General features: G+C 73.1%; 14 protein-coding genes. 5 read left to right on the forward strand and 9 right to left on the reverse strand.

The genetic code is table 11. The annotated features are described in order from the left end of the window. Positions 1-54: 54 nt before the first annotated feature. The gene (locus ACFV2X_RS31320; protein WP_385622878.1) at positions 55-966 is read right to left on the reverse strand and encodes an SDR family oxidoreductase; all 912 of its coding nucleotides are present in this window, start codon (positions 964-966) and stop codon (positions 55-57) included. Between the two features lie 111 nt (positions 967-1,077). Between ACFV2X_RS31320 and ACFV2X_RS31325 the strand changes: the two genes are divergently transcribed. After that, positions 1,078-2,004 (forward strand): cyclase family protein, encoded by a 927-nt coding sequence (locus ACFV2X_RS31325; RefSeq protein WP_385622880.1) that lies wholly within the window; start codon positions 1,078-1,080, stop codon positions 2,002-2,004. A gap of 312 nt (positions 2,005-2,316) precedes the next feature. Here ACFV2X_RS31325 and ACFV2X_RS31330 read toward each other — a convergent pair whose 3' ends face one another. The 3 genes from ACFV2X_RS31330 to ACFV2X_RS31340 all read right to left on the reverse strand — a co-directional run bounded on the left by ACFV2X_RS31330 (position 2,317) and on the right by ACFV2X_RS31340 (position 5,609). Then, positions 2,317-2,880, reverse strand: coding sequence for an ATP-binding protein (locus ACFV2X_RS31330; RefSeq protein WP_385622883.1), 564 nt, complete (start codon positions 2,878-2,880; stop codon positions 2,317-2,319). Positions 2,881-3,387: 507 nt separating this feature from the next. Beyond that, on the reverse strand, positions 3,388-4,437 hold the full coding sequence (locus ACFV2X_RS31335; RefSeq protein WP_385622916.1) for an acyl-CoA dehydrogenase family protein: 1,050 nt from the start codon (positions 4,435-4,437) through the stop codon (positions 3,388-3,390). An 8-nt stretch (positions 4,438-4,445) separates the two neighbouring features. After that, entirely contained in the window at positions 4,446-5,609 is a 1,164-nt protein-coding gene (locus tag ACFV2X_RS31340) for an acyl-CoA dehydrogenase family protein (RefSeq protein ID WP_385622885.1), read from the reverse strand. Positions 5,610-5,746: 137 nt separating this feature from the next. Between ACFV2X_RS31340 and ACFV2X_RS31345 the strand changes: the two genes are divergently transcribed. Further along, complete coding sequence (locus tag ACFV2X_RS31345; RefSeq protein WP_385622886.1) at positions 5,747-7,333, forward strand: class I adenylate-forming enzyme family protein; 1,587 nt, start codon at positions 5,747-5,749, stop codon at positions 7,331-7,333. A 20-nt stretch (positions 7,334-7,353) separates the two neighbouring features. Here the strand turns inward: ACFV2X_RS31345 and ACFV2X_RS31350 are convergent, their stop codons facing one another. Next, positions 7,354-10,260 carry a protein kinase gene (locus tag ACFV2X_RS31350; protein ID WP_385622889.1) on the reverse strand — a complete coding sequence of 969 codons (2,907 nt, stop codon included), beginning with the start codon at positions 10,258-10,260 and terminating at the stop codon, positions 7,354-7,356. 145 nt (positions 10,261-10,405) lie between these two features. Beyond that, positions 10,406-12,391 carry a protein kinase gene (locus tag ACFV2X_RS31355; protein ID WP_385622892.1) on the reverse strand — a complete coding sequence of 662 codons (1,986 nt, stop codon included), beginning with the start codon at positions 12,389-12,391 and terminating at the stop codon, positions 10,406-10,408. Between the two features lie 284 nt (positions 12,392-12,675). Between ACFV2X_RS31355 and ACFV2X_RS31360 the strand changes: the two genes are divergently transcribed. Continuing rightward, positions 12,676-13,938: a serine hydrolase domain-containing protein gene (locus tag ACFV2X_RS31360; protein WP_385622894.1), complete on the forward strand. Its 1,263-nt coding sequence runs from the start codon at positions 12,676-12,678 to the stop codon at positions 13,936-13,938. 49 nt (positions 13,939-13,987) lie between these two features. Here the strand turns inward: ACFV2X_RS31360 and ACFV2X_RS31365 are convergent, their stop codons facing one another. Further along, positions 13,988-15,709, reverse strand: coding sequence for a glycerol-3-phosphate dehydrogenase/oxidase (locus ACFV2X_RS31365; protein ID WP_385622896.1), 1,722 nt, complete (start codon positions 15,707-15,709; stop codon positions 13,988-13,990). Between the two features lie 277 nt (positions 15,710-15,986). Here ACFV2X_RS31365 and ACFV2X_RS31370 point away from each other — a divergent pair, with 277 nt between their 5' ends. Then, positions 15,987-17,261: a nucleotide sugar dehydrogenase gene (locus tag ACFV2X_RS31370; protein ID WP_385622899.1), complete on the forward strand. Its 1,275-nt coding sequence runs from the start codon at positions 15,987-15,989 to the stop codon at positions 17,259-17,261. 61 nt (positions 17,262-17,322) lie between these two features. Here ACFV2X_RS31370 and ACFV2X_RS31375 read toward each other — a convergent pair whose 3' ends face one another. Next, positions 17,323-19,692 carry a DUF6049 family protein gene (locus tag ACFV2X_RS31375; protein ID WP_385622901.1) on the reverse strand — a complete coding sequence of 790 codons (2,370 nt, stop codon included), beginning with the start codon at positions 19,690-19,692 and terminating at the stop codon, positions 17,323-17,325. 233 nt (positions 19,693-19,925) lie between these two features. Further along, positions 19,926-21,149: a rod shape-determining protein gene (locus ACFV2X_RS31380; RefSeq protein WP_385622904.1), complete on the reverse strand. Its 1,224-nt coding sequence runs from the start codon at positions 21,147-21,149 to the stop codon at positions 19,926-19,928. Between the two features lie 381 nt (positions 21,150-21,530). Between ACFV2X_RS31380 and ACFV2X_RS31385 the strand changes: the two genes are divergently transcribed. Beyond that, complete coding sequence (locus tag ACFV2X_RS31385; protein WP_385622907.1) at positions 21,531-22,205, forward strand: hypothetical protein; 675 nt, start codon at positions 21,531-21,533, stop codon at positions 22,203-22,205. The last annotated feature ends 124 nt before the right edge of the window (positions 22,206-22,329 follow it).

The raw sequence follows: 22,329 nt of genomic DNA on the forward strand, positions 1-22,329 counted from the left end.
CCGACCCGCTCCCCCGGCCGCCGCTGGGCGGTGACCCCGCCCCGCGGGTGCGGGTCACGCGTTGGGGCGTTGGCCCTTGGCCGCCGCCTTGGCCATGGCATCGAGCTGAGCGAGCATCGGCATGGGGTCGGTGCCGACCGTGCCCGGGAGGAAGTCGGCGATCTTCTCCGGGGTCCAGGCGCCTTCCGCGTATCCCGCGCGCAGTTCCCGCGGCTGGGCCCAGACCGCGATCTTGGGGCCCGCGATCGTATAGACCTGTCCGGTGATCTTCTCGTCCCGGGCCCGCTCGCTCAGCAGATAGACCACCAGCGCCGCCACGTCCTCCGGCTCGCCGATCTCCTTGAGCTCCATGGGCACATTGGCGGACATCCGCGTCCGGGCGACCGGCGCGACGCAGTTGGCGGTCACCCCGTACTTGTGGAGGCCGAGTGCGGCGCTGCGTACCAGGGAGATGATCCCCCCCTTCGCGGAGGCGTAGTTGGCCTGCGCGACGCTCCCCTGGTGGTTGCCGCTGGTGAAGCCGATCAGGGTGCCGGAGCCCTGCTTGCGCATCACCGCGGAGGCCGCCCGGAAGACGGTGAAGGTGCCCTTGAGATGGGTGGCGACGACCGGGTCCCACTCCTCCTCGGTCATGTTGAAGAGCATCCGCTCGCGCAGGATCCCGGCGACGCACACCACGCCGTCGAGCCGGCCGTAGTGTTCGAGCGCGGTGTCCACGATCCGCTGTCCGCCCGCCATGGTCGAGACGTCGTCGGCGACGGCCGCCGCCGCTCCGCCCGCCGCCTCGATCTCCTTGACCACCGCCTCGGCGACTTCGCTGCCGGGTTCGCCGCCCTCGATCGACACCCCGTAGTCATTGACGACGACCTGGGCTCCTTCGGCCGCGCAGGCCAGTGCCACGGCTCGGCCGATGCCCCGCCCGGCCCCGGTGACGGCGACCACCTTGCCGCCCAAGAAGTTGCCCACGTCGCGTCCCCTCCCGGAGTTTCTGACGGTCCGTTAGATTTTTGAGCAGACGCGGCCCGAGTACAACCCCCCGAGCGGAATCCCGCCCGGAAGCCGAACCGAGGAGGTTCCATGACCCTGCCGCCCGAATTCCACGACATCGCCAAGCGCATCAACAACTGGGGCCGCTGGGGGGAGGCGGACGAGATCGGGACGCTCAATCTGATCACCGACGAGGTGGTCAGGGGCGCCGCGGCGGCCATACGGAGCGGCCGCCGCATCCCGCTCGCGGTCCCGCTCCAGCAGGACGGGGTGCAGACCGGCGTGATCCCGGGCCGGGTCAATCCGCTGCACACCATGATCGCCGTCAATCTGGAGATGTTCGGCCCGGACACCGTGGCCACCAGCGACGACGCCGTGACGATGGGACTGCAGGCGGGCACCCATTGGGACGGACTGACCCATGTCTCGCACTCGGGGCGGATCTACAACGGCCGCCCCGCCGACTCCGTCACCCCTCATGGCCGCGCCACTTTCAGCGGCATCGACAAGGCGCGGCACATCGTCTCGCGCGGCGTGCTCCTCGATGTCGCCCGCGCCCACGGCCTCGACCGGCTCCCCGAGGGGCATGCCGTCACACCCGAAGACCTGGACGCCGCCGAGGCGCTGGCGAAGACCACCGTCCGCTCCGGCGATATCGCGCTGGTGCGCACCGGTCAGATCCAGCGCTATCTCGGGGGCGAGAAGGAGGCTTACGCCTTCCCCTCACCCGGCCTGTCCCTCCGTACCCCCGAGTGGTTCCACGCCCGGGACGTGGCGGCGGTGGCCAATGACACCCTCACCTTCGAGATCTTTCCCCCGGAGATAGAGAACCTGTGGATGCCGGTCCACGCTCTCGACCTCGTGGAGATGGGTATGCAGCAGGGCCAGAACTGGAATCTGGAGGAGTTGGGGCAGACCTGCGCCGAGGAGGGGCGCTACACGTTTCTGCTGTCGGCCACACCCGAGCCGTTCGTCGGCGGCGTGGGGAGCCCCGTCGCGCCCGTGGCGATTTTGTGACCCGTGGCGATTTTGTGACCCGTGGTGTCTCGTGACGCGCCGCGGTTCCGTGACGCGCGGCCCACGAGGCCGCCGACCCGCCATACAGCGGGGCGAGGGGCGGGTCTGTCGGGCGGCGGTGCGCTCATGCACACCCCGAGCACGGCACGGCACACCGCCACCCGGCTCCGGCGCCGATGCCCTGTCACGCGCCGGGCAGCGACCCGCACTCGCCAAGGAACCGCGCCGTGAGCACACGGCTCACAGGAATCACAGAGCCCTCGGCGTCCCCTCGCAACGAATCGCTGATCCTAGAGTGATCAAGCCACCACATCACGTCAACACCTGGTCTGGACTTTGTCGACTACGCCCGATTTGTGATGGCGCATGAGAACCCGCATGCCCCGTCAGGACCGGTTCTTCATGACTTCCGTACCCCCCATGACCCCCACGGGCGCCCCGGTCCACCTCGCACCAGATGCGCTTACCCGCGCCCTCCGGATGCCAGCCCCAGCGGTCCGCCAGGCCGTCGACCAGTTCAAGACCGCGCCCGTTGGTGGCCTCTTCGCCCGCGCACCGCCGCCGCGGCGCCCGGCCGCTGGCGTCGGCGACCTCGACCCGGACCGTACCGGAGCCCGGCCCCCGCCCCCCGCGGCCGCCCGCACCGGGCCCGCCGCCGTCGCCCTGCGCGGGGAAGAGCATGCGCAGCACCGCCGGACAGCCCGTGTGCACCACGGCGTTGGTCACCAGCTCCGAAATCAGCAGGATCAGGGTCTCGGCCAGCGGCTCGTCCACCCCTATCCCGGACCCGGCGAGCCGCGAGCGCGCCCATCGGCGGGCCCGGCTCACCTCCGCGGGGTCGGGCCGGACCTCCATCTGCATCTGAAGCACCTGCACCGCTCACACCATCCGAACCGGCGGACACATCGCCTCGTACCTCCAAGAGGTCACGGAACGTGACTCTCCCCCAGCTACCGCTGAGAGGTGCCCCCTCCCAGCGACGGCTGAGGGGTACCCCCTTGCGAGACAGCATGGTTGACGTACAGTCACCCCAACAAGCGCTTCGGTCATATTCCAGCGCCAAGGAGTATGCGTGCGGCATACTGTGCGACGCGCGCCGTTGGGAGTCGAACACCGGGGCGCAGGGCCTGCGCACCCCGCGCGAGCGGGGCACATTGGCGTGCCCGGAGTCGCCCCATGGGCCACGCCGGGATAGTTGCACCCCAAAACCGTTCGCACGCAACGGAGAGTACCCGAGCATGGGCCCGACTCCCCCCTGTGACGAGTCACACCTAGGAAACAACCCGGTATCAACGCTCGGTCACCTCGAAGACTCTGGGGATTCCCCCAGGAATCGCGACACCTGAACAATTCAGGCGTATCCACGAAGTCGGGTCACAAACCTCATAAGCCGGCGAGCAGCCCGGCCGCAAGCTCTTCCTCGGCCTCGGCCGCCGTCTGCCACTGCTCGGCCCTCACCCAGGCCCGCTTGAGGTGCAGATGGACATCGGCCTCCCAGGTGAAGCCCATCCCGCCATGGATCTGCAGACAGTCCCGTGCGTTACGGACGGCGGCCTCGTCGGCGAGCAGCTTGGCGGCGGCTACTTCACCCGCGTCTTCGGTGACGGCGGCTGCGTAAACCACACTTCTGGCTGTTTCCGCGCGCACCAGCATCCCGGCGCACAGATGCTGTACGGCCTGAAAGGCGCCGATCGCCCGGCCGAACTGGGAGCGCTCCTGGGCATGGCGTACGGCCAGCTCGACCGTACGGGCCGCACTGCCCAGTTGCAGGGCGGCGGTCAGCAGCACCGCCTCCCGTCTGAGCCGGGCCGCGGAGCGGCACCCGGCCGGGCCTGCGGCCGACCACCGCTCCCTCCGGCCCGGACGGCCGCCACGGTCCAGTCGGTGCAGTGACGTCGCCGGGTCCACGGACCGTATCGGCCGGGCGGAACGCGCGAGTCCGGCCGCGGACCGCACGCCGATCCCCCCGCCGCCCTCGCCGCCGCCCCCACCGCCTTTGTCGTCACCGATCACCAACACGGCATCGGCCGACGCCAAGTGCTCGACCAGCGGCCCGGCCGAGCCCGATGCCGCCTGCCCCGCCGCCTGCCCCACCACGTCCAGCGCGGTGACCACGGCGCGGCCCTCGGCCGCGCCCGCCACCACCCCGGCCGCCAGATGCGTCGCGACCAGGGGCCCGGGCAGCAGCGCCCGGCCCGCCTCCTCGAAGACCAGCACCGCCTCGGGCAGGCCGAGCCCCACCCCGCCGTCCGCCTCCGCCAGCCGCAGCGCGAAGAACCCGGCCCCGCCCAGCTCCCGCCACAGCGCCCGGTCCACCGCGGGCGCCCCGGCGTCCACCACCGCCCGCAGCCGCTCCCGCGGAAACCGCCCCGCCAGCAGCTCGCGGACCCCCGCCCGCAGAGCACGCTGGTCGTCCGTGAGCCGGAAGTCCACGGGCCCGCTCACCGTCCCTTCGGCAGGCCGAGGATGCGCTCGGCGACGATGTTGTGCTGGATCTGGGAGGTGCCCGCCGCGATGGTGTACGAGAGCGAGGACAGCCGGTCCGCCACCCACGCGTGGTCGGCGTCCAGCGCCCCCGCGCCCAGCACCTCGGCGGCCGCGTCATACAGCTCCTGACGGACATGCGAATAGCGCAGTTTGAAGACCGAGCCGCCGGTGCCCGGCACCCCGCCGGTGCGCTGCGCCTCGCTCACGTTCCACTGGGTGAGCCGCCACAGCGCGGCGAACTCGGCCGCGAGCCGCCCCAGCCTGCGGCGCAGCACCGGGTCGTCCCAGCGCCCGTTGGCCTTCGCCTCGCGCGCCAGGGCCTCAAGCACCCGGCGGCAGGCCACGACCTCGCCCACGAACGCCGTGCCGCGCTCGAAGGACAGGGTCACCATGGTCACGCGCCAGCCGTCGTTCTCCGCCCCGATCCGATGGGCGACCGGCACCCGCACCTCGTCCAGGAACACCTCGGCGAACTCCGCGGTCCCGGCGAGGGTGCGCAGCGGCCGTACGGTGACCCCCGGCGCGTCCATCGGCATCGCCAGCCAGGAGATCCCCCGGTGCTTGGGTGCCTCGTCGCTGACAGGTGCGGTGCGGACCAGGAGTTCGCACCAGTCGGCGACCTCGGCGTGCGAGGTCCAGATCTTGCTGCCGGTGACGACGTACGAGTCGCCGTCCCGCACCGCCCTGGTGCGCAGCGAGGCCAGGTCGGATCCGGCCTCCGGCTCCGAGAAGCCCTGGCACCAGACCTCGTCCCCGCGCAGGATCGGCGGCAGCCAGCGCGCCCGTTGCGCCGCGTCGCCCTCGGCGGCGATGGTGGGGCCCGCGTGCAGCAGACCGACGAAGTTGGCGCCCACATAGGGCGCGCCGGCCCGTTCGGTCTCCTCCAGGAAGATCAGGTGCTGGGTGGGGGTCGCCCCCTGGCCGCCGGCGTCTTTCGGCCAGTGCAGCCCGGCGTACCCCGCGTCGTACAGCGCGCGCTGCCAGCCGCAGTCGTAGGCGCGGCGGCCGGGCCAGTCGGCGGGGTCCGGGGGATCCGGCAGCTTGGGCAGGACGTCGGCGAGCCAGGTGCGCAGCCGCCGCCGGAAGTCCTCCTCCGCCTCCGTGTAGTCGAGGTCCATCCGCGTCCCCTCGCAGATAGTAGATCTGACGCTACGTCAGATCAATCACAAGGCTAGCCTCGCGGACTCTGGACCGACAAGGCGCCGAGCTCTACGCTTCCCGCACAATCTGACTGAGCGTCAGTTGGAGGTCCCGTATGACCGACACCGCCCAGGAATTCGGCACCGCGCATGAGCTCGGCACTTCGGCGACGCTGTGGGAGCTGGTCGAGCGGCGCGCCGCACTCACCCCCGACGCCCCCGCCCTGCTGCAGGCCGCCGCCTCCGCCCGCGACGACCGGCGGATGACCTTCCGCGCGCTGCGCGCCCGCGCGGAGCGCACCGCGGCCGGCCTTTACGGGATGGGGGTGCGCCCCGGCAGCCGCGTCGCCTGGCAGCTGCCCACCCGTATCGAAACGGCCGTCCTGACCATGGCCCTGGCCCGGCTGGGCGCCGTGCAGACCCCGCTCATCCCCTTCTACCGCGACCGGGAGGTCGACTTCGCGCTGCGCGCCTCCGGCGCCCGCTTCCTCGCCGTCCCCGGTCGCTGGCGCGGCTTCGACCACACCGCGATGGCCCGACGCCTCGCCGCGCGACTGCCCGATCCGCCCCTGGTCTTCGAGGCGTACGACACCCTCCCCGAGGCCGATCCGGACGCCGCTCCGCTGCCCCCGCCGCCCACCGACGGGACCGCCGTCCGCTGGATCTACTGGACCTCAGGCACCACCTCCGAGCCCAAGGGCGTTCTGCACACCGACCGCAGCCTCATCGCCGCCGGGGCCTGCCTGGGCCATGCGCTGCGGCTGCGCCCGGACGACATCGGCTCCATGGCCTTTCCGTACGCCCATGTGGCCGGGCCCGACTACACGGTGATGCTGCTGATGTACGGCTTCCCCGCCGTGCTGCTCGAGCACTTCGCGCTGCCCGCCTCGCTCGCCGCGTACCGGCGGCACAAGGTCACGGTCGCGGGCGGCAGCACCGCCTTCTACTCGATGTTCCTGGCCGAACAGCGCAAGGACCCCGGCCACAAGCTCATCCCCACCCTGCGGCTGCTGGCCGGCGGCGGCGCCCCAAAACCGCCCGAGCTGTACTACGAGGTCGTCCGCGAGCTGGGGTGCCAGCTCACCCACGGCTACGGCATGACCGAAGTCCCCATGATCACCATGGGCGCGCCGGACGACACCCCGCACCACCTCGCGACCACCGAAGGGCGGCCGCCGACGGACATGGAAGTCCGCATCGTGGACCGGGACGGAAGATCGCTGCCCTCAGGGACCGACGGCGAGGTGCGGCTGCGCGGCGAGGCCGTCTGCGCCGGGTATCTGGACGAGGCCCAGACCCGTGAGGCGTTCGACACCGACGGCTTCCTCATCACCGGCGACCTCGGGCATCTCACCGAGGAGGGGCATCTCGTCCTCACCGGCCGCTCCAAGGACGTCATCATCCGTAAGGGCGAGAACATCTCCGCAAAAGAGGTCGAGCAACTGCTCTACGAGCACCCCGACGTCGGCGATGTGGCCGTGATCGGGCTGCCGGACGCGGTCCGCGGCGAGCTGGTGTGCGCGGTGGTCGAGCAGCCCGTCGGCGCGGAACCGCTCACCCTTGAGGCCGCGATCGCGTATCTGCGCGCCCAAGGGCTGTCCGTGCACAAGCTGCCCGAACGGCTCGAAGTGGTCGACGCGCTGCCGCGCAACGACACGCTCCGCAAGGTGCTCAAGTACAAGCTGCGGGAGCGGTTCGCCTAGGGCTCTGGCCGTGTGGCGGTTCAGCCGGACGTGCTGTACGTCGCCGTCGCCTGCTCGAAGTAGCGGGCGACCGCGCGGCGCTCGTCGGCCGGGCCGATGGCCAGGACGACGTGGTACCGGCCGTCGATGAGCATCACCAGATTGCGGGCGTACACATTGCGGCCGCTGCTGTCCCGCCAGCTGAACTCGCCCTCGGCCATCGCCGTCTGCCCCACGTCGATCCGCCGCAGCCCGGAGGAAGAGGCCCAGGAGGAGGAGCGGAAGGCGGACAGCTCGGGCTCCTTGTTCTGCTGGTAGGCCATGGGGTCGGCACCGAACTCGGACTCCCTGTCCCGTCCGGCCACCACGACCAGTTCGAAATCGCCGCCGATATAGCGGATCTGGCCGCGGGAGTTCTCGCCGCGCCGGGTCCAGCTCTCGTGCACGGCGACCTTGAACCCCTTGGGGTCCTTGCGCACCGCGAAGCCCTTCGCCAGGCCCGCGGGCGGCGTCGACTGCGCCTGCTGGTCGTCCGGCGAGGACGTGCCCGAACCCTCGCCGCCCCCGCTCGAATTCCGCGGATCGTGCGGCGACGGCTCCCGCGAGGCGGTCGGCGCATCGCTCTGCGCGCCCGCCGTGCCCGTACGGCCCTGGCCTTTCTCCTCGTCGGCCCGCGGCATGAACATCATCGCGTACAGCACCGCCGCCGCCAGAACCAGCAGTATCAGCGCCAGCAGCACCCGGCCCAGCCTGCGCGGACGGCGCTCGCCCGGCTGCTTGCCCCGCTTGTGCCGCCCGTGCGCGGCGACGACCGGCGCGCCGCCGCCGCGGCCCCTGCGCACCAGCCAGCCACGGCGGCGCACAATGGGCAGCCGCCGGGGGTCGGACGGGCCGCCCGGCCCTATCGACGGCACCGTGACCGTGCTGCTGCCGACATCCGGCTCCGGCGCCGAGCGGATCAGCGATCGCAGCCAGCCGCGCAGCTCCTCGAAGTCCGGGCGCTCGGTGGGGTCCTGACGCAGCAACGACTCGACGACGGGGCGCAGCGGACCGCACTCCTCCGCGTACGCGGGAGCCTCGGAGCACACCAGCTGCACCAGCTCGGCGGCGCTCTCCTCCGGGTACGGGGCATGCCCCTGTACGGCGCGGTAGAGCAGCACGCCCACCGCCCACAGGTCGGCGGCCGGGCCGACGGGGGGCGCCAGCCGCCAGTTCTCGTGGACCGGAACCGCCTGCTCGGGCGCCCACCGCTCGGTGACGGCCCCCACCACGACGATCCGCGCCTGCCGCGCGCGCTCGGCGGCCAGCGCGGTCGCGGGCCCGCGCCGCGGGCCATGGGCGGCCGCGGCGTCGTCGTCCCACGAGCCCGCCTTGGGGACCCCGTTCGGGGCGGCCGGTCGGCCCGGGTCGATGTACAGCGCGCGGGTCGCGTGCGGGTGCCGGTCGGCCTGAGTGCCCAGGTCGGTGTGCCGGTTTGGGTCGGCATACGGGGCCGAGGCCGAGCGGTTCAGGTCCGCGTCGGCGTACGGGGCTGGGGCCTTGACGGGGCCCGGGACGGTGCCGTTGGCGTCGGGGGCGGGGCGCAGGGCGCCTCCCGCATGCTCGGCGGCGGGCCCGTTCGGGACGTCGGCCGCGCCGGGGCGCGCGCTACGGGGCGCGGAGCCCTCGACGTTCGCCCGCGCGGCGGCGCGGGCGCCCGCCGCGTAGGCGGCGATCGCGCTGGCTCGTGCGGCGCGCTCGGCGGCGCCCTGCGGGTCGCCGGGCGCCGGGGCGGACGGGCGGCCGCCGGAGGCCGGTTCGCCCCGCCGCGCTCCCGGTACGCCCGGCCCGGCACCGTGCGTGCCGTTCGGGGCGCTCAGGCCGTTCGGGTCGTCCGTCCGCCCGCCTTCGACGCGCTCGGCGGGGCGCCACTCCGAGCCCGGGGGCAGCCGCAACCCGGGGCCCGGACCGGGCTGTCCGAGCGCGACGCGCGGCCCTGGGAGCCCGCCTGCCGAGCCAGGGCGCGGCTCGTCCTCGCCCGGCGCCGCGCCCGAAGCACCGGCTGTGCCCGGATCGCGTGGCGCGGGAAAGCCACCCGCCGCGCCCTGGTCGCGGTACAGCGGCTGCGTCCGGTGGGCGGCAGGACCACCGCCAGGGGGCAGAGCGCCGCCTGCCGCGGAACGCCCCTCGACGGCCGGGCCACCGGCCTCGCCGCCGCCGTCGACATCAGCGCCGGAGCCTGCGTCAGCCGCCTCCGCCGAGCCAGAAGAGCCAGAAGAGCCAGAACGCCCGCTCCCCTCCGGCCTGTCGGCCGGCCCGGCCGACGGCCGGGGCACCGGGTCGTACCCGCACAGCGCCTCTTCCGCGGCGCCCGCCGCCAGCCCGGTGAGCATGGCGCGCCCGTCGTCGCAGACGAGGACGGTCCGGGCGGTGATGTTGCGGTGGATCCAGCCGTCGGCGTGCAGGGCTCGCAGCGCGGTGAGGATGTCGTGGGCGAGCTCGGCGGCGCGGTACGGGGACAGCGTCCGCTCCGCGAGCAGCGCGGCCAGCGGGCGGCCGGCGACCAGTTCGCTGACGATCCACAGGCTCCCGGCCTCCACGAAGACATGGAAGACCTGGTCGAGCCGCGGATGGTCGGGCACCTGCGCGGCCGCCGTCGCGGCCTCGATGGCGCGGCGCACCGCCGGGTCGCCGCCGCCGCCCCGGGCGCCGCGGCCCATCCCGTTCGTACGCCCTGAAGCCCCCGAGTACCCCGAGTACCCCGAAACCCCGGGCCGGTCCGCCCCGTAGCGCCCGTCGTCACCGACGACCTCCGCCTCGACGGTCTCCGGCAGCGGTATCTGCCTGAGGTGGACTTCCTGCCCGCTGTACGTGTCGAAGGCGCGGGTCTCGACGAGTTCGTACTCATCGGCCGGGGGCAGGGGCAGGCGATAGCGGTCGGCGAGAACCCGACCCGCGTATTCGTCCACGACGCCTCCCCGAGCGCGCGATCCACTCCCTCATCCGCACCGAACGAAACCGTCAATCAGGGGCGTTTTGCCCGCGCTTGCCGCTGCGTACGGTTCTCGGCCTCTCACGATACGTGCCCGGGGCGCGCCGTGCCGACCGGTGTGCTCAGTCCGTGATGTCGAAGGTGTCGAACGCGGTCTCGCGGAGCGTCTTGCACTCCTTCTCGTCCCACTTGCTCTTCTCGCAAGTGATCATTATGGCGAAGCCATGGCTGTCGTCCGCCCGGAAGCCGCGGTTGAGCACCCGGACCCGCTTGCCGTCCTTGTCGCGCTCGAACTGCCAGTCGGCGACCGTGGGGTAGCCGTGCCATTTGACCGACTCGATGCTGATCAGCTTGTAGCCGGGCGTGCTCCTGCTCACGGCCGGTTCGCTTTTGCGCCACTCAGCGGCCGCGTCCGACTTCGGTGACGTGGTGAAGTCGATCTGGATCCGCGGGATATCGGACCCGCCGTAGTAGATCTTGCTGCCGGAGTAGGTCCCCGCGTGGGCCTTCCAGCCCTTGGGCATCGCCATGGTGAACGGGAAGTCGGAGCTCTTGACGGTCGCGTACCCGTCCGGCTGCGAGCCCTTGCCGCCTCCGTCGCCGTTGCCCTTGCCCTTGTCGCCGTCGTCGTCCGAGCCGCCGGAGCCGCCCTTGCCCTTGTTGCCGTCGTCCGTCGGCTTCTCGGTGGACGTCTGCGGCTCCGGGGACTTGCTGGACGACTGGCCGGAGTCCTTCCCACCCCTCGTGTCGGCGCCCGTACTGGCCGAAGCCGTCCCACGGTCACCGGACTTGCCCTGGTCGCCGCCGTCGTCGCCGCCGCTCAGCGCGATGGCGAGCACCGTGCCGACGACCGCGAGCGCCACGATCACCGCGATGATCACCAGCGTGCGCTTGGGCACCACGTCCGTCAGCGGGGCGCGCGGCGGCTGCGGAGGGGGCGAGCCCCCCAAGTCCGCAGAGCCCGAGGAGCCCGCGGCGGGGGCCGCAGCCTTGGCCTTGACGGACTTGGCCGCCTTGGCAGGCTTGGCGGGCTTGGCATCCGAGGACTTCTTCGCGGCAGAGGCGGCCGAGTCGGCGGACGCCCCGGCGCCACCCGATCCGGCGGCGGCACCGGCCGGCGCCGACCCCGCCGATGCCTTCCGTACGGAGCGCAGCGCGCCGCGCACCCGGTCCGAGGGCGCGGCGGACGGGGCGTCCTCGGGCGGGGCGGGCGGCAGGGTCATGGTGCGGGTGGCGTTGGCCGCCGCGGCCTTCGACCGGCCCTCGTCGGGCGCGTCCAGCGCCTGGGTCAGCAGCGCCCGCGCGCCCGCGTCGTCGAGCCGCCGCTCGGGGTCCTTGTCGAGCAGGCCGTAGATGACCTCCTCCAGCACGCCCGCGTTCTTCGGCTGGTCGACGGGCTCGGTCATCACGGCCGTGAGCGTCGCTATGGCGGTGGCCTTGTCGTACGGCGGCACGCCCTCCACCGCCGCGTACAGCAGACCGCCCAGCGACCACAGGTCGGCCGGCGGGCCGGGCTTGTGGCCGCGGGCGCGCTCGGGCGAGATGTACGAGGGCGCGCCGACGAGCATGCCGGTCGAGGTGACGGAGGGGTCGCCCTCGACCTGGGCGATGCCGAAGTCGGTGAGCACGACGCGGCCGTCGTCCGCGATCAGGACGTTGGACGGCTTCACATCGCGGTGCAGGATGCCCGCCTGGTGCGCGGCACGCAGTACGTCGAGGACGGCGAGCCCCACCTCGGCGGTGCGGCGCGGGGTGAGCGGGCCGTCGTCCCGTACGACGTCGGCGAGCGAGCGGCCCTCGATGAGCTCCATGACGATCCAGGGGCGGTCGTCCTCGTCCACCACGTCGTAGACCGTGACGGCGCCGTTGCTGCGGATACGGGCGATCGCCTTCGCCTCGCGCAGCGTACGGGTGATGAGCCGTCTCTTCTCGTCCTCGTCGACGCTCGACGGGAAGCGCAGCTCCTTGACCGCGACGGTGCGACCCAACGTTTCGTCACTCGCCCGCCAGACCGTGCCCATCCCGCCCTGGCCGAGAACTTCCCCGAGCCGGTACCGCCCGGCGAGGAGGCGCCCGGTCGAGCCCTGCGTCCGCTCCGCCTCCGACATGCGTCCCCTCTGCAAATCAACCCGCCCTGAACCCACCCTGGGAGAGCCCCCATTGTCCCTCATCCGCGGACCGGGGGAAGTCCCGGGGTCCGGGGCCGGGCCTGGCGGCCGCGGCCACACCTGTGAGCATCTGGGGGTTCGCAGCCGATGAAGGCTTCACGAAATCCCAACGAGACCCGACGAAAACCCGGCGAGACCCGAGGCAACCTTAGGCGACCCGGGACGCCCCAGGGCGACCTGAGGAGCAGAGAAACAGCGGAACAGTCCACGAAAGGGCTCCAGATATGCCGATCCGCGCCCCCGGGCGGACGAGGCGGGGCCGCGCGCGGGCCGCGGCGCTCGCGCTGGCGGCGCTCCTGGGCGCCGCGGTCCCCGGCTGCGGCGCCCCGGCGGACCCCGGCGCGGCTCCCACGCCCGTCGCCGCGACGGTCCGGCACTCCGGCGGGCCGGACACCGAGGCAGCCCTGCACACGGCCGTACGGCGGCTGGTGGCCGGGGGCCGGGCACCGGGCGCCGCCGCGCTCGCTCTGGACGGCGGCGGGACGCGCTTCGCCTCGGCCGGGCTGGCCGATGTGCGCACCGGTCGGCGAATTCACGAAAGCGACCGCTTCCGCGCGGGCAGCATCACCAAGACCTTTGTCGCGGCGGTCGTCCTCCAGTTGGCCGAACAGCGACGGCTCGACCTGGACGACACGGTCGAGGAGCACCTTCCGGGGCTGGTGCGCGGCCAGGGCAACGACGGCCGGAAAATCACCCTCCGGCAGCTTCTCACCCACACCAGCGGTCTGTTCGACTTCGCGGGCGATCAGCGCGTGGCCCGTCGGCTGGCCGGCCCGCCGGGCGCCTCCCCCCTGACGCCACGGCAGCTCGTACGCATCGCCGTCGCCCACCGCCCGCAGTTCGCCCCGGGAGCCCGGTGGCACTACTCCAACACCAACTACGTCCTGCTGGGCCTGATCGTCGAGCGCGTCACCGGCCGCCCCTACGCCGCCGAGACCGAGCGCCGCGTGCTCACCCCCCTCGCCCTGCGCGGCACGTCGTTCCCCGGCACCCGCACCACCCTCCCCACCCCGCACGGCCGCGCCTACGCCGCCCAGAAAGGCGCCCGTCACCGCCACACGCCCCACGAGCGCGCCCCTGGCGACCGCGCCCCGCGCGACCGCACGCCCCACGACCGCACGCCCCGCGATGTCACCGACCTCGACCCGTCCCCGGCGAGCGCCGCGGGCGAGGCGATCTCCACCCTCGACGACCTGGCCCGCTTCTACGCCGCACTGCTGCGCGGCGAGGTGCTGGGCCCGGCGGCGCTGCGGCGGATGCGCGACACCACCGCCGCCGACGGGCGGTACGGGATGGGCCTCTTCCCGGTGCGGCTGTCCTGCGGCGTGACGCTGTGGGGCCACAACGGCCGGATCAGCGGCTCCTACGTCCAGGTCGTCGCCACCCCGGGCGGCCGCCATGTGCTGGCCTACCGCCTCAACAGCGATGTGCTCCCGCCCTCGGCGGCGGAGCGGGACCTCCTCAAGGCCGAGTTCTGCCGGACCTGACGCGCCGCGCGCACCCTCCTGCGCACCACGTACCCCCGCACCCCGGAGCTCAGAGCGGGATGATGTCCGGCGCCCCCAGCCGGGCCGCGTCCGCCGTCAGATCGTCCGGCTGGAGCTGCGATTCGCGCTCCGCCTCGACCCGCTTCTCGTAGTGCCGGACCTCCTTGTCGATCTGCTCCGGCCCCCAGCCCAGCACCGGGGCGATCAGCTCGGCGGCCTCCCGGGCGCAGCGGGTGCCCCGGTCGAAGGTCTCGATCGAGATGCGGGTGCGCCGGGTCAGGACGTCGTCCAGATGCCGGGCGCTCTCGTGGGAGGCGGCGTAGACGATCTCGGCGCGCAGATAGTCGTCGGCGTAGGTGAGCGGTTCGCCCAGGGTGGGTTCTTCGGCGATCCGTTCCACGATCTCCTCGGCGAGCGAGCCGTAGCGGTTCAGCAGATGCTCGACGCGGGCCACATGCAGCCCGGTGCGCTTGGCCATGCGCGCTCGCGCGTTCCACAGCGCCTGGTAGCCCACGGCGCCGGCCAGCGGCACCTCCTCGGTGACGCAGGGGCCGACCCACTGGTCGAGGCCGTGCACCGCCTCGTCGACCGCGTCCTTGGCCATCACCCGGTACGTGGTGTATTTGCCGCCCGCGACCACCACCAGGCCCGGCGCGACATGCGCGACCGTGTGCTCGCGCGAGAGCTTGCTGGTGGCGTCCGACTCGCCGGCCAGCAGCGGGCGCAGCCCGGCGTACACGCCCTGGACGTCGGCGCGGGTGAGCGGGACCGCAAGCACCTCGTTGACATGCTCCAGCAGATAGTCGATATCGGCGCTGGAGGCGGCCGGATGGGCCTTGTCCAGGCTCCAGTCGGTGTCGGTGGTGCCGATGATCCAGTGCCTGCCCCACGGGATCACGAACAGCACGCTCTTCTCGGTGCGCAGGATCAGCCCGGTCGTGGAGTGGATCCGGTCCTTGGGCACGACGAGGTGGATGCCCTTGGACGCCCGTACGTGGAACTGGCCCCGCTCCCCGATCAGCGCCTGCGTCTCGTCCGTCCACACCCCGGTGGCGTTCACCACCTGCCGGGCGCGGATCTCGAAGTCGGCGCCCTTTTCCCCGGAAGGCGTCTCCATGTCGCGCACCCGGGCACCGACGATGCGCTCCCCCTCCCGCAGGAAGCCCACCACCCGCGCCCGGTTGGCGACATGGGCGCCGTACGAGGCGGCGGTGCGCACCAGCGTGGTGACGAAGCGCGCGTCATCCACTTGGGCGTCGTAGTACTGCAACGCCCCGACCAGCGCGTCCTTCCGCAGACAGGGCGCGACCCGCAGCGCCCGCCGCCGGGTCAGATGGCGGTGCGCGGGCAGCCCGCGGCCGTGCCCGGAGGAGAGCGACATGCCGTCGTACAGCGCCACGCCGGTGCCCGCGTACAGGCGCTCCCAGGCGCGGTGTTTGAGCGGATACAGGAACGGCACCGGCTTGACCAGGTGCGGGGCCAGCCGCTCCAGCAGCAGCCCGCGCTCCTTCAGCGCCTCCCGTACGAGGACGAAGTCCAGCATCTCCAGATAGCGCAGGCCGCCGTGGATCAACTTGCTGGACCGGCTCGAGGTGCCGGCCGCCCAGTCCCGCGCCTCGACCAGGCCGGTCTCCAGGCCCCGGGTGACGGCGTCCAGGGCGGTGCCGGCCCCGACCACCCCACCACCCACGACCAGCACGTCCAACTCCTGGTCCGCCATCCGGGCCAACGCCTCGCCGCGCTCGGCCGGCCCCAGTGTCGGTGTCCTCACGGCTGCCTCCCGTGGTGATCGAGACGGTGATCGAGATCACAACGTTCGTGAACGATTTTCCTGGGTTTCCGTCCGTGACGCCATGCCGGTGCAGCGTCGGGGCCTGACCCCGTCCACAACGAGCAACGGCACGACGCCACGGCATGTCGCAACACCGCGCATCAACACCCCGCATCAATACTGAATACGAGTCATATTTCCGCTTAGTCTGTATTCATTCCATTCCGCGCAATTCTGCGCCATCCGGAATCGCCTCGGGAAGGGTCGGCACGAAGTCATGCCCGCAGATCTCGCCGTCATCGGACTCGGCCACCTCGGCATCCCCCTCGTCCAGGCCGCCACCGCCGCCGGCGTCCTCACCCTCGGCTACGACCCCGACCCCGGCGCCGCCGCCGATCTGCGCGCGGGCAGGCTGCCGTGCGGGGCGCCGTGGGACGGCGCGCTGTCGGCGGCCGACCTGCGCCGGATGACCGCCGGGGGCTTCCGGACCACCAGCGACCCCGCCGAGCTCGGCCGCGTCCACACCGCCGTGATCTGCGCCCCGACCCCGCTCGGCGCGGACCGGACGGCCGGCTTGTCGGCGGTCGGCGAGGCCGCCCGCGCGCTGGCGGCGCAGCTGCGCCCGCACACCACCGTCGTACTCGAATCCGCCGTGTACCCAGGCACCACCGAGGAATTCCTGCGGCCGATCCTGGAGGACGGCTCCGGGCTGCGGGCCGGGCGCGACTTCCACCTCGCCTACTCCCCCGGCCGCCTCGACCCCGGCAACCGCGCGTACGGCTACGCCAACACCCCCAAGGTCATCGGCGGGCTGACCCCCGCCTGCACCGAGGCGGCCGCCACGTTCTACGGCCGCCTCACCGAGAAGGTCGTACGCGCCCGGGGCCCGCGCGAGGCCGAGACCGTCAAGGTCCTGGAGACCAACTACCGGCACGTCAACATCGCCCTGGTCAACGAGATGGCGATGTTCTGCCAGGACCTCGGCGTCGACCTGTGGGACGTGATCCGCTGCGCCGAGACCAAGCCGTTCGGCTTCCAGGCGTTCCGGCCGGGGCCCGGTGTCGGCGGCCACGGCGTGCCGATCGCCTCGGACTGCTCGCCGTACGGCGGGCGGGGCCCCGGCCGCCCGCTGGCCATGGTGGAGCTGGCGCAGCAGGTCAACGGGCGGATGCCGGGCTATGTCACCCGGCGCTGCGCGGCCCTGCTCAACGAGCACGGGAAGTCGGCGCGCGGCGCCCGGGTACTGCTGCTCGGGGTGAGCTACAAGCCCGACGTGGGCGACCAGGAGGGCGCCCCGGCCCGCGAGATCGCCTCCCGGCTGATGGAGCTGGGCGCACAGCTCAGCTTCCACGATCCGTTCGTGGCACGGTGGCGGGTGCTCGGCCGACCGGTGCCGCGCGCGGACGCGCTGTACGAGGCGGTGGCCGACGCCGACCTGACGGTGCTGCTGCAGCACCACCGCAGCTACGACCTTCAGGGCCTGGCCGTGAAGGCACAGCTGCTGCTGGACACGCGCGGCGCCAGCCCGGCGGGCACGGCGTACCGGCTCTGAGCCCCCGCACAGTGCCGCCCCGCCGTACCGGCTTCTGAGCCGCCGCGCCCGCAAACCCGCATCACCCCCGTACGCCCGGCGGTGGCACACCACCGCGCGCCTGCGCGCGGCGCAGCCGGAACGCCGCGGCCAGCATCATCAGCCCCACCCCGCCCGCCACGAACGCCACCGCCCCCGAGGGCACGGAGCGGACATCGGCCGTGAAGGTGATCGGGCGGCCCCAGGGCCTGCCGTCGGAGCTGGTGTAGAGCTGGGCGGTGAGCCGCACCGGCCCGTTGGCGTGCGCCCGCACCCCGACCCGCACCGTACGGCTGACCGCCCGCGACGCCTGTACCCCGACCGCCCGGTCCACCGCGGCAAGCCGCTCCGGCCGGCTGGAGGCCACCCGCAGCTCCACTCCGGTCAGGTCCTGCTGCAGCCCGTTGTCGACCGTGACCGGGATGGTCGCGGACTGGCCGGCGACCGTCACCTTCGATTTGGGCACCAGCCGGACCGAGTCGATCGAGGCGGTCAGATAGCGGCTCACACCGCGCCGGTACGAGCGCGCGCCCGCCGGGTTCCCGCGCCAGCTCGTGGAGACCGCGCGCGCCATCGCGGCGTACGCGGAGGCGGTGGTGCGCCCCGGGTCGGACAGCACCTTCGAGAGGGTGCCAAGACGCCGCTGGTCGCGGGCGACCGCCGCCAGCGAGCGGGCGGGCAGTTCGGAGGCGCGCAGCGCGACCGGATAGCCCTCGGCCTCGCGCAGTTGCCCCGGCTCCGGGTCCTGCGCCGCCTCCTCCAGCCGGGACGGCTCAAGCCAGCCCGCCCCCAGTCCCTCGGACACCGCCTCGGACACCGCCCGCGCCGCCCCGGCCGACATCCGGCGCGAGGGGACGACCATCAGGGCGCGCGGGGCGTACGGCAGCTCCCGGACGGCCGTCAGGCTCTCCGCGAGCAGCCGCTGCCGCACCCTCAGCCGGAGCGGCGCCCCGCCCGCGCCCGCGCCCGGCCCGCTCTGGGCCAGCAGCGAGGCGACGGTCGTGTCGTACGTCAGGGCGGTCATCCGCTCGCCGAGCGCGACCGCGCGGTCGTCCGTGGCCCCGCCGGTGACCAGCGCGCCGGAGGAACGGCGCAGCCCCCCGACGGTGCTGCCGGAGGCCAACACCGTCCCCAGGCCCAGCCGCTCGGCGTACCCGGCGATCCCGGCGTCCACCGCGCCGCCCGCCGGCCAGGCCACATCGGCGCGGGCGTCGGTGTCCAGCTCCCGGTCCACCACGTCCTTGCCCGCCCGGGACGCGCGGCGCAACAGCCCCGCCAGCGCGTCGCCGCCGGGGCCGCCGCGCGCGAGCGAGGCCAGGTCGGGGTCCGCGTACGGCAGCGCGACGACGTCCTGTCCGCGCACCGCGCGCTTGAGCGCGGCCAGCCAGGCCGCCGCCGCCCGCCCGCCCCGGCCTTCGGTGGTCTGCCGGGGGTCGGTGGCGCCGGGGGTGCGGGCCACCCGGTAGCCGTCCGCCATCGCCCGCGCCTGCGCCACCAGGTCCGGGTCCACCGCCCAGGTCACCGGCAGCCGCGCGCCCGTCTCGACCAGCCGCCGCAGCCGCCCGCCCTCGGCGAACGCCGCGGCCAGCGCGTCATCGCGGAACACCGGCCGCACGCTCTCCGAGGTGCGCAGGGTCAGCGCCTCCATATGCGGGGTGTCGGTGATCGGCCACAGCACGGTGGTGCGCAGCGGCTGGTACGCCGTGCCCTCCGGATAGACCGGCAGAAAGGTGCGGACCAGCCCGAGGACGGCCCCGTCCTCGCGGGCCACGTCCACCGTCAGCCCGTACGCCCCCGCGCCGTCCGCCCCCAGCTCCGGCACCGGGATCCGCAGCCGGAAGTCTCGGCGGGCGCCGGGGGCGAGGGAGGGCAGCCGGTGGACATGGCCGGGGATCTCCTCGCCGTCCGCGCGGGTCAGGTCCGTGCGCCCGGCCGCGGCGGCGAGGCCGCTGCGCGTGCCGAGCGCCGCCGGCCCGGTCCGAACGCCGACGTGCGCGCCGGTGACGCGGTCCCGCGAGTGGTTGACCACGGTGCCGCTGAGCGTGAGCCAGCCGTCCGGGCGCCGCAGGACGGCGGGGCTCGCGGACGCCAGCCGGACGGTCACGGCGTAGGAGCTCCGGTGGCCGCCGACACGGTCACGCCCAGAGCCATGGCCAGGGCCGGACGGGGTGGCGCGGGGGCTCTCGTACGAGGGCACGGAGGGCACGGCCGCCGCGGCCGGTACCGACGGCAGAACCGGCATGACCGGGCCCGCACTTGGGACCGTGACCAGGACCGTGCTCAGGGCGACGCTCAGGACCGCGCTCAGGGCAGCGACCGCCGCGACGATCGCTCGCGCACATCTCCCGTCGCGTGCCACTACCGCCACCTCGACGTCGGTCCGTACCGCCCCCGTGAACGGACGCGGTGTCACCAGACCACCACGGGCGGGCCCGTACCGCACGTCCGAGGGCCCCGCCCGAGCGGGCCGTCCGCGCCCGGCCTAGGGCCTGTCGTCAAAGGGGGCGCCCTGCTCCCGACGCCTCGCACGCCACCTCGCTGCGTTGTCGCATCGCCAAGTACGCCCAGTACGAGGGCGACGCTCCGCCTTGCGAGGCACCGCACCAGACGCCGCTCGCGGCCGGACGCCCCCTTTGACGACAGACCCTAGCCCCGCGCGGTGGCGGCCAGCCCCCGGGGCCGGGCGTCCAGCACCGTGCGCAGCGACGCGAAGTCCTCGACGCAGCGGCCGGTGCCGAGGGCCACACAGTCCAGCGGATGGTCGGCCACCAGCACCGGGATGTCCAGCTCGCGGCTGAGCCGGACGTCGAGGCCGCGCAGCAGCGCCCCGCCCCCGGTCAGCACGATGCCCCGGTCCATGATGTCGCCCGCCAGCTCCGGCGGGGTCTCGTCCAGCGTGGACCGCACCGCCGCGACGATGCTGTCCACGGGCTCGGCCAGCGCGTGCCGCACCTCATCCGCCGTCAGCTCCAGGACCTTCGGCAGTCCGGTGACCAGGTCCCGGCCACGGATGGTGCAGCGGTCCGGCGGCAGCAGCGTCTGCGTCTGCTCCGGGTCGGCGGCCTCGCCGGATCCGTCGAGCCCGTCACCGTTGCCGGGCTTGTCGAGCGAAAGGCCCTCACCGCCCCGGGCCGCCGATACCACCTCCACATTTCTTTCGGGGCGCCTGACGGACGATCCGCTGCCGGGCGCGGACCAGGCGCCGACCGCTGTGGCGGAGCCGATGCTCACCTTGATCTCCTCGGCGGTCCGCTCCCCGATCGCCAGGGCGTATCGCTTCTTCACATGCGTGCTGATCGCGGCGTCCATCGCATCGCCCGCCATGCGCACCGAGCGGGCGGTGACGATCCCGCCCAGCGAGACCACGGCCACCTCGGTCGTGCCGCCGCCCACGTCGACCACCATGCAGCCGGTCGGGTCGCTCACCGGCAGCCCCGCGCCGATCGCCGCCGCCATCGGCTCCTCGATCAGATGCACTTGGCGCGCCCCGGCCTGTGACGCGGCCTCCATGACCGCGCGCCGCTCGACGCCCGTGATGCCGGAGGGCACACACACCACGACGCGGGGGCGGGAGAGCCGGCGGCTGCCCGTGACCTTCTTGATGAAGTGCCGCAGCATCCGCTCGGCGATCTCGAAGTCAGCGATGACCCCGTCCCGCAGCGGGCGGACAGCGACGATGTTGGAGGGGGTGCGCCCCATGGTCTCCTTCGCCTCGGAGCCGACCGCCAGCACGCTTCCGTCCGTCGTGCTGACCGCGACGACTGACGGCTCATTGAGCACGATCCCCCTGCCCCGCACGTACACCAGGGTGTTCGCCGTGCCGAGGTCGATTCCGACATCACGTCCCGTGAACGTCTTGTTCTGCGCCATAAGTTGACATTATTGCTTATGCCGGATTCTTGCCGGGCACTGATGTCGACCGCACCCTCGTACGACCGGATCGCTGCTACCTTGCGTTCATGATCACGTGACAGGAGGGGACACCGGAGCGGAACGACATCACGTGCTCCGCCGTTTACAGAGGTGGAGAGTTACCTCAACGACAAGCACGTCGCGGAATAGTGGCCGTCAAATCACCATAAGGGCGGACAGGTTGTCTCTGTCCGGTCGCAGGCGTGTCACGGACGACAGACACGGCTTGTCTGATTGTCGTGCCCGGCTGTTAGTTTTATGGCTCGAACTCTTCGTTCGCGCTCCCATCAGTGCAAATCCCCGGAGCGCGAACATCACCTTCATCCCCGGGGGATCTCCATGAGCCAGAACTGGCAGCAGCCTCAGCAGCCGCAGCCGCCCCAGCAGCCCGGTGGTTACGGCTACCCGGCCCAGCAGCCGCCGCAGCCGCAGTTCGGCGGCCCGCAGCAGCCGCCGCAGCCGCAGTTCGCGGGAGGCTTCCCGCCGCCGGCGCCCCCGGCCGGCCGCCAGGGCAACCCCGCGCTCGCCGTCCTCGCCGCCGTCGTCGCCGCTCTGGTCGGCGCGTTCCTCTACGCCTTCCTGCTGAGCGCGCTGGCCGACACGGACAGCCAAGAGCCGAAGATCACCCAGTTCGCCTACGCGGGTGTCGCCGTCGGCGCGCTCGTGGGTTTCGTCATCGCCAAGCTGGGCGGCCGCAACCCCGCCCTGTGGGTGATCGGTGCGGTTCTGGCCCTGATCGCGGTGTTCATCGGTGAGACGTACGGCTACGCGATGGTCATGAGCGACTGGTTCGGCAACTTCGAGAAGGAGCTCAGCCAGGCCGGCATTGAGCCGATGTCCGCGAACGAGATCTTCTTCAGCCACTTCAACTCGCCCGTGTTCGAGATGGGCGGACAGTCCTCCCCCAGCCTGTTCGACGCATGGAAGGACGACGCGGACGCGCTGACCTGGATCTTCATGGCGCTGTCCCCGGTCGCGGCGGTCTCCACCGCCTACCGCCTCAGCAACCGCTGACGCCGGCAGCGCGCTGCAGAGCTACAAACGGGTTGGGGGCCCCCCCCCCCCCCGGCGGGGCGGGGCCGGGGGGGCCCCCCCCCCCCGGGGGGGGGGGGGCCCCCCGGGGGCCCCCCCCCCCCCC

It is taken from the genome of Streptomyces sp. NPDC059679 (assembly GCF_042734105.1).
Taxonomy (GTDB): Bacteria; Actinomycetota; Actinomycetes; order Streptomycetales; family Streptomycetaceae; genus Streptomyces.

What these genes read in the sequence shown, in the direction of transcription:
- ACFV2X_RS31370 (WP_385622899.1), top strand. Translation starts at nt 15,987, where the DNA reads ATGCCCGCAGATCTCGCCGTCATCGGACTCGGCCACCTCGGCATCCCC.
- ACFV2X_RS31385 (WP_385622907.1), top strand. Translation starts at nt 21,531, where the DNA reads ATGAGCCAGAACTGGCAGCAGCCTCAGCAGCCGCAGCCGCCCCAGCAG.
- ACFV2X_RS31340 (WP_385622885.1), bottom strand. Translation starts at nt 5,609, where the DNA reads ATGGACCTCGACTACACGGAGGCGGAGGAGGACTTCCGGCGGCGGCTG.
- ACFV2X_RS31325 (WP_385622880.1), top strand. Translation starts at nt 1,078, where the DNA reads ATGACCCTGCCGCCCGAATTCCACGACATCGCCAAGCGCATCAACAAC.
- ACFV2X_RS31360 (WP_385622894.1), top strand. Translation starts at nt 12,676, where the DNA reads ATGCCGATCCGCGCCCCCGGGCGGACGAGGCGGGGCCGCGCGCGGGCC.
- ACFV2X_RS31380 (WP_385622904.1), bottom strand. Translation starts at nt 21,149, where the DNA reads ATGGCGCAGAACAAGACGTTCACGGGACGTGATGTCGGAATCGACCTC.
- ACFV2X_RS31355 (WP_385622892.1), bottom strand. Translation starts at nt 12,391, where the DNA reads ATGTCGGAGGCGGAGCGGACGCAGGGCTCGACCGGGCGCCTCCTCGCC.
- ACFV2X_RS31345 (WP_385622886.1), top strand. Translation starts at nt 5,747, where the DNA reads ATGACCGACACCGCCCAGGAATTCGGCACCGCGCATGAGCTCGGCACT.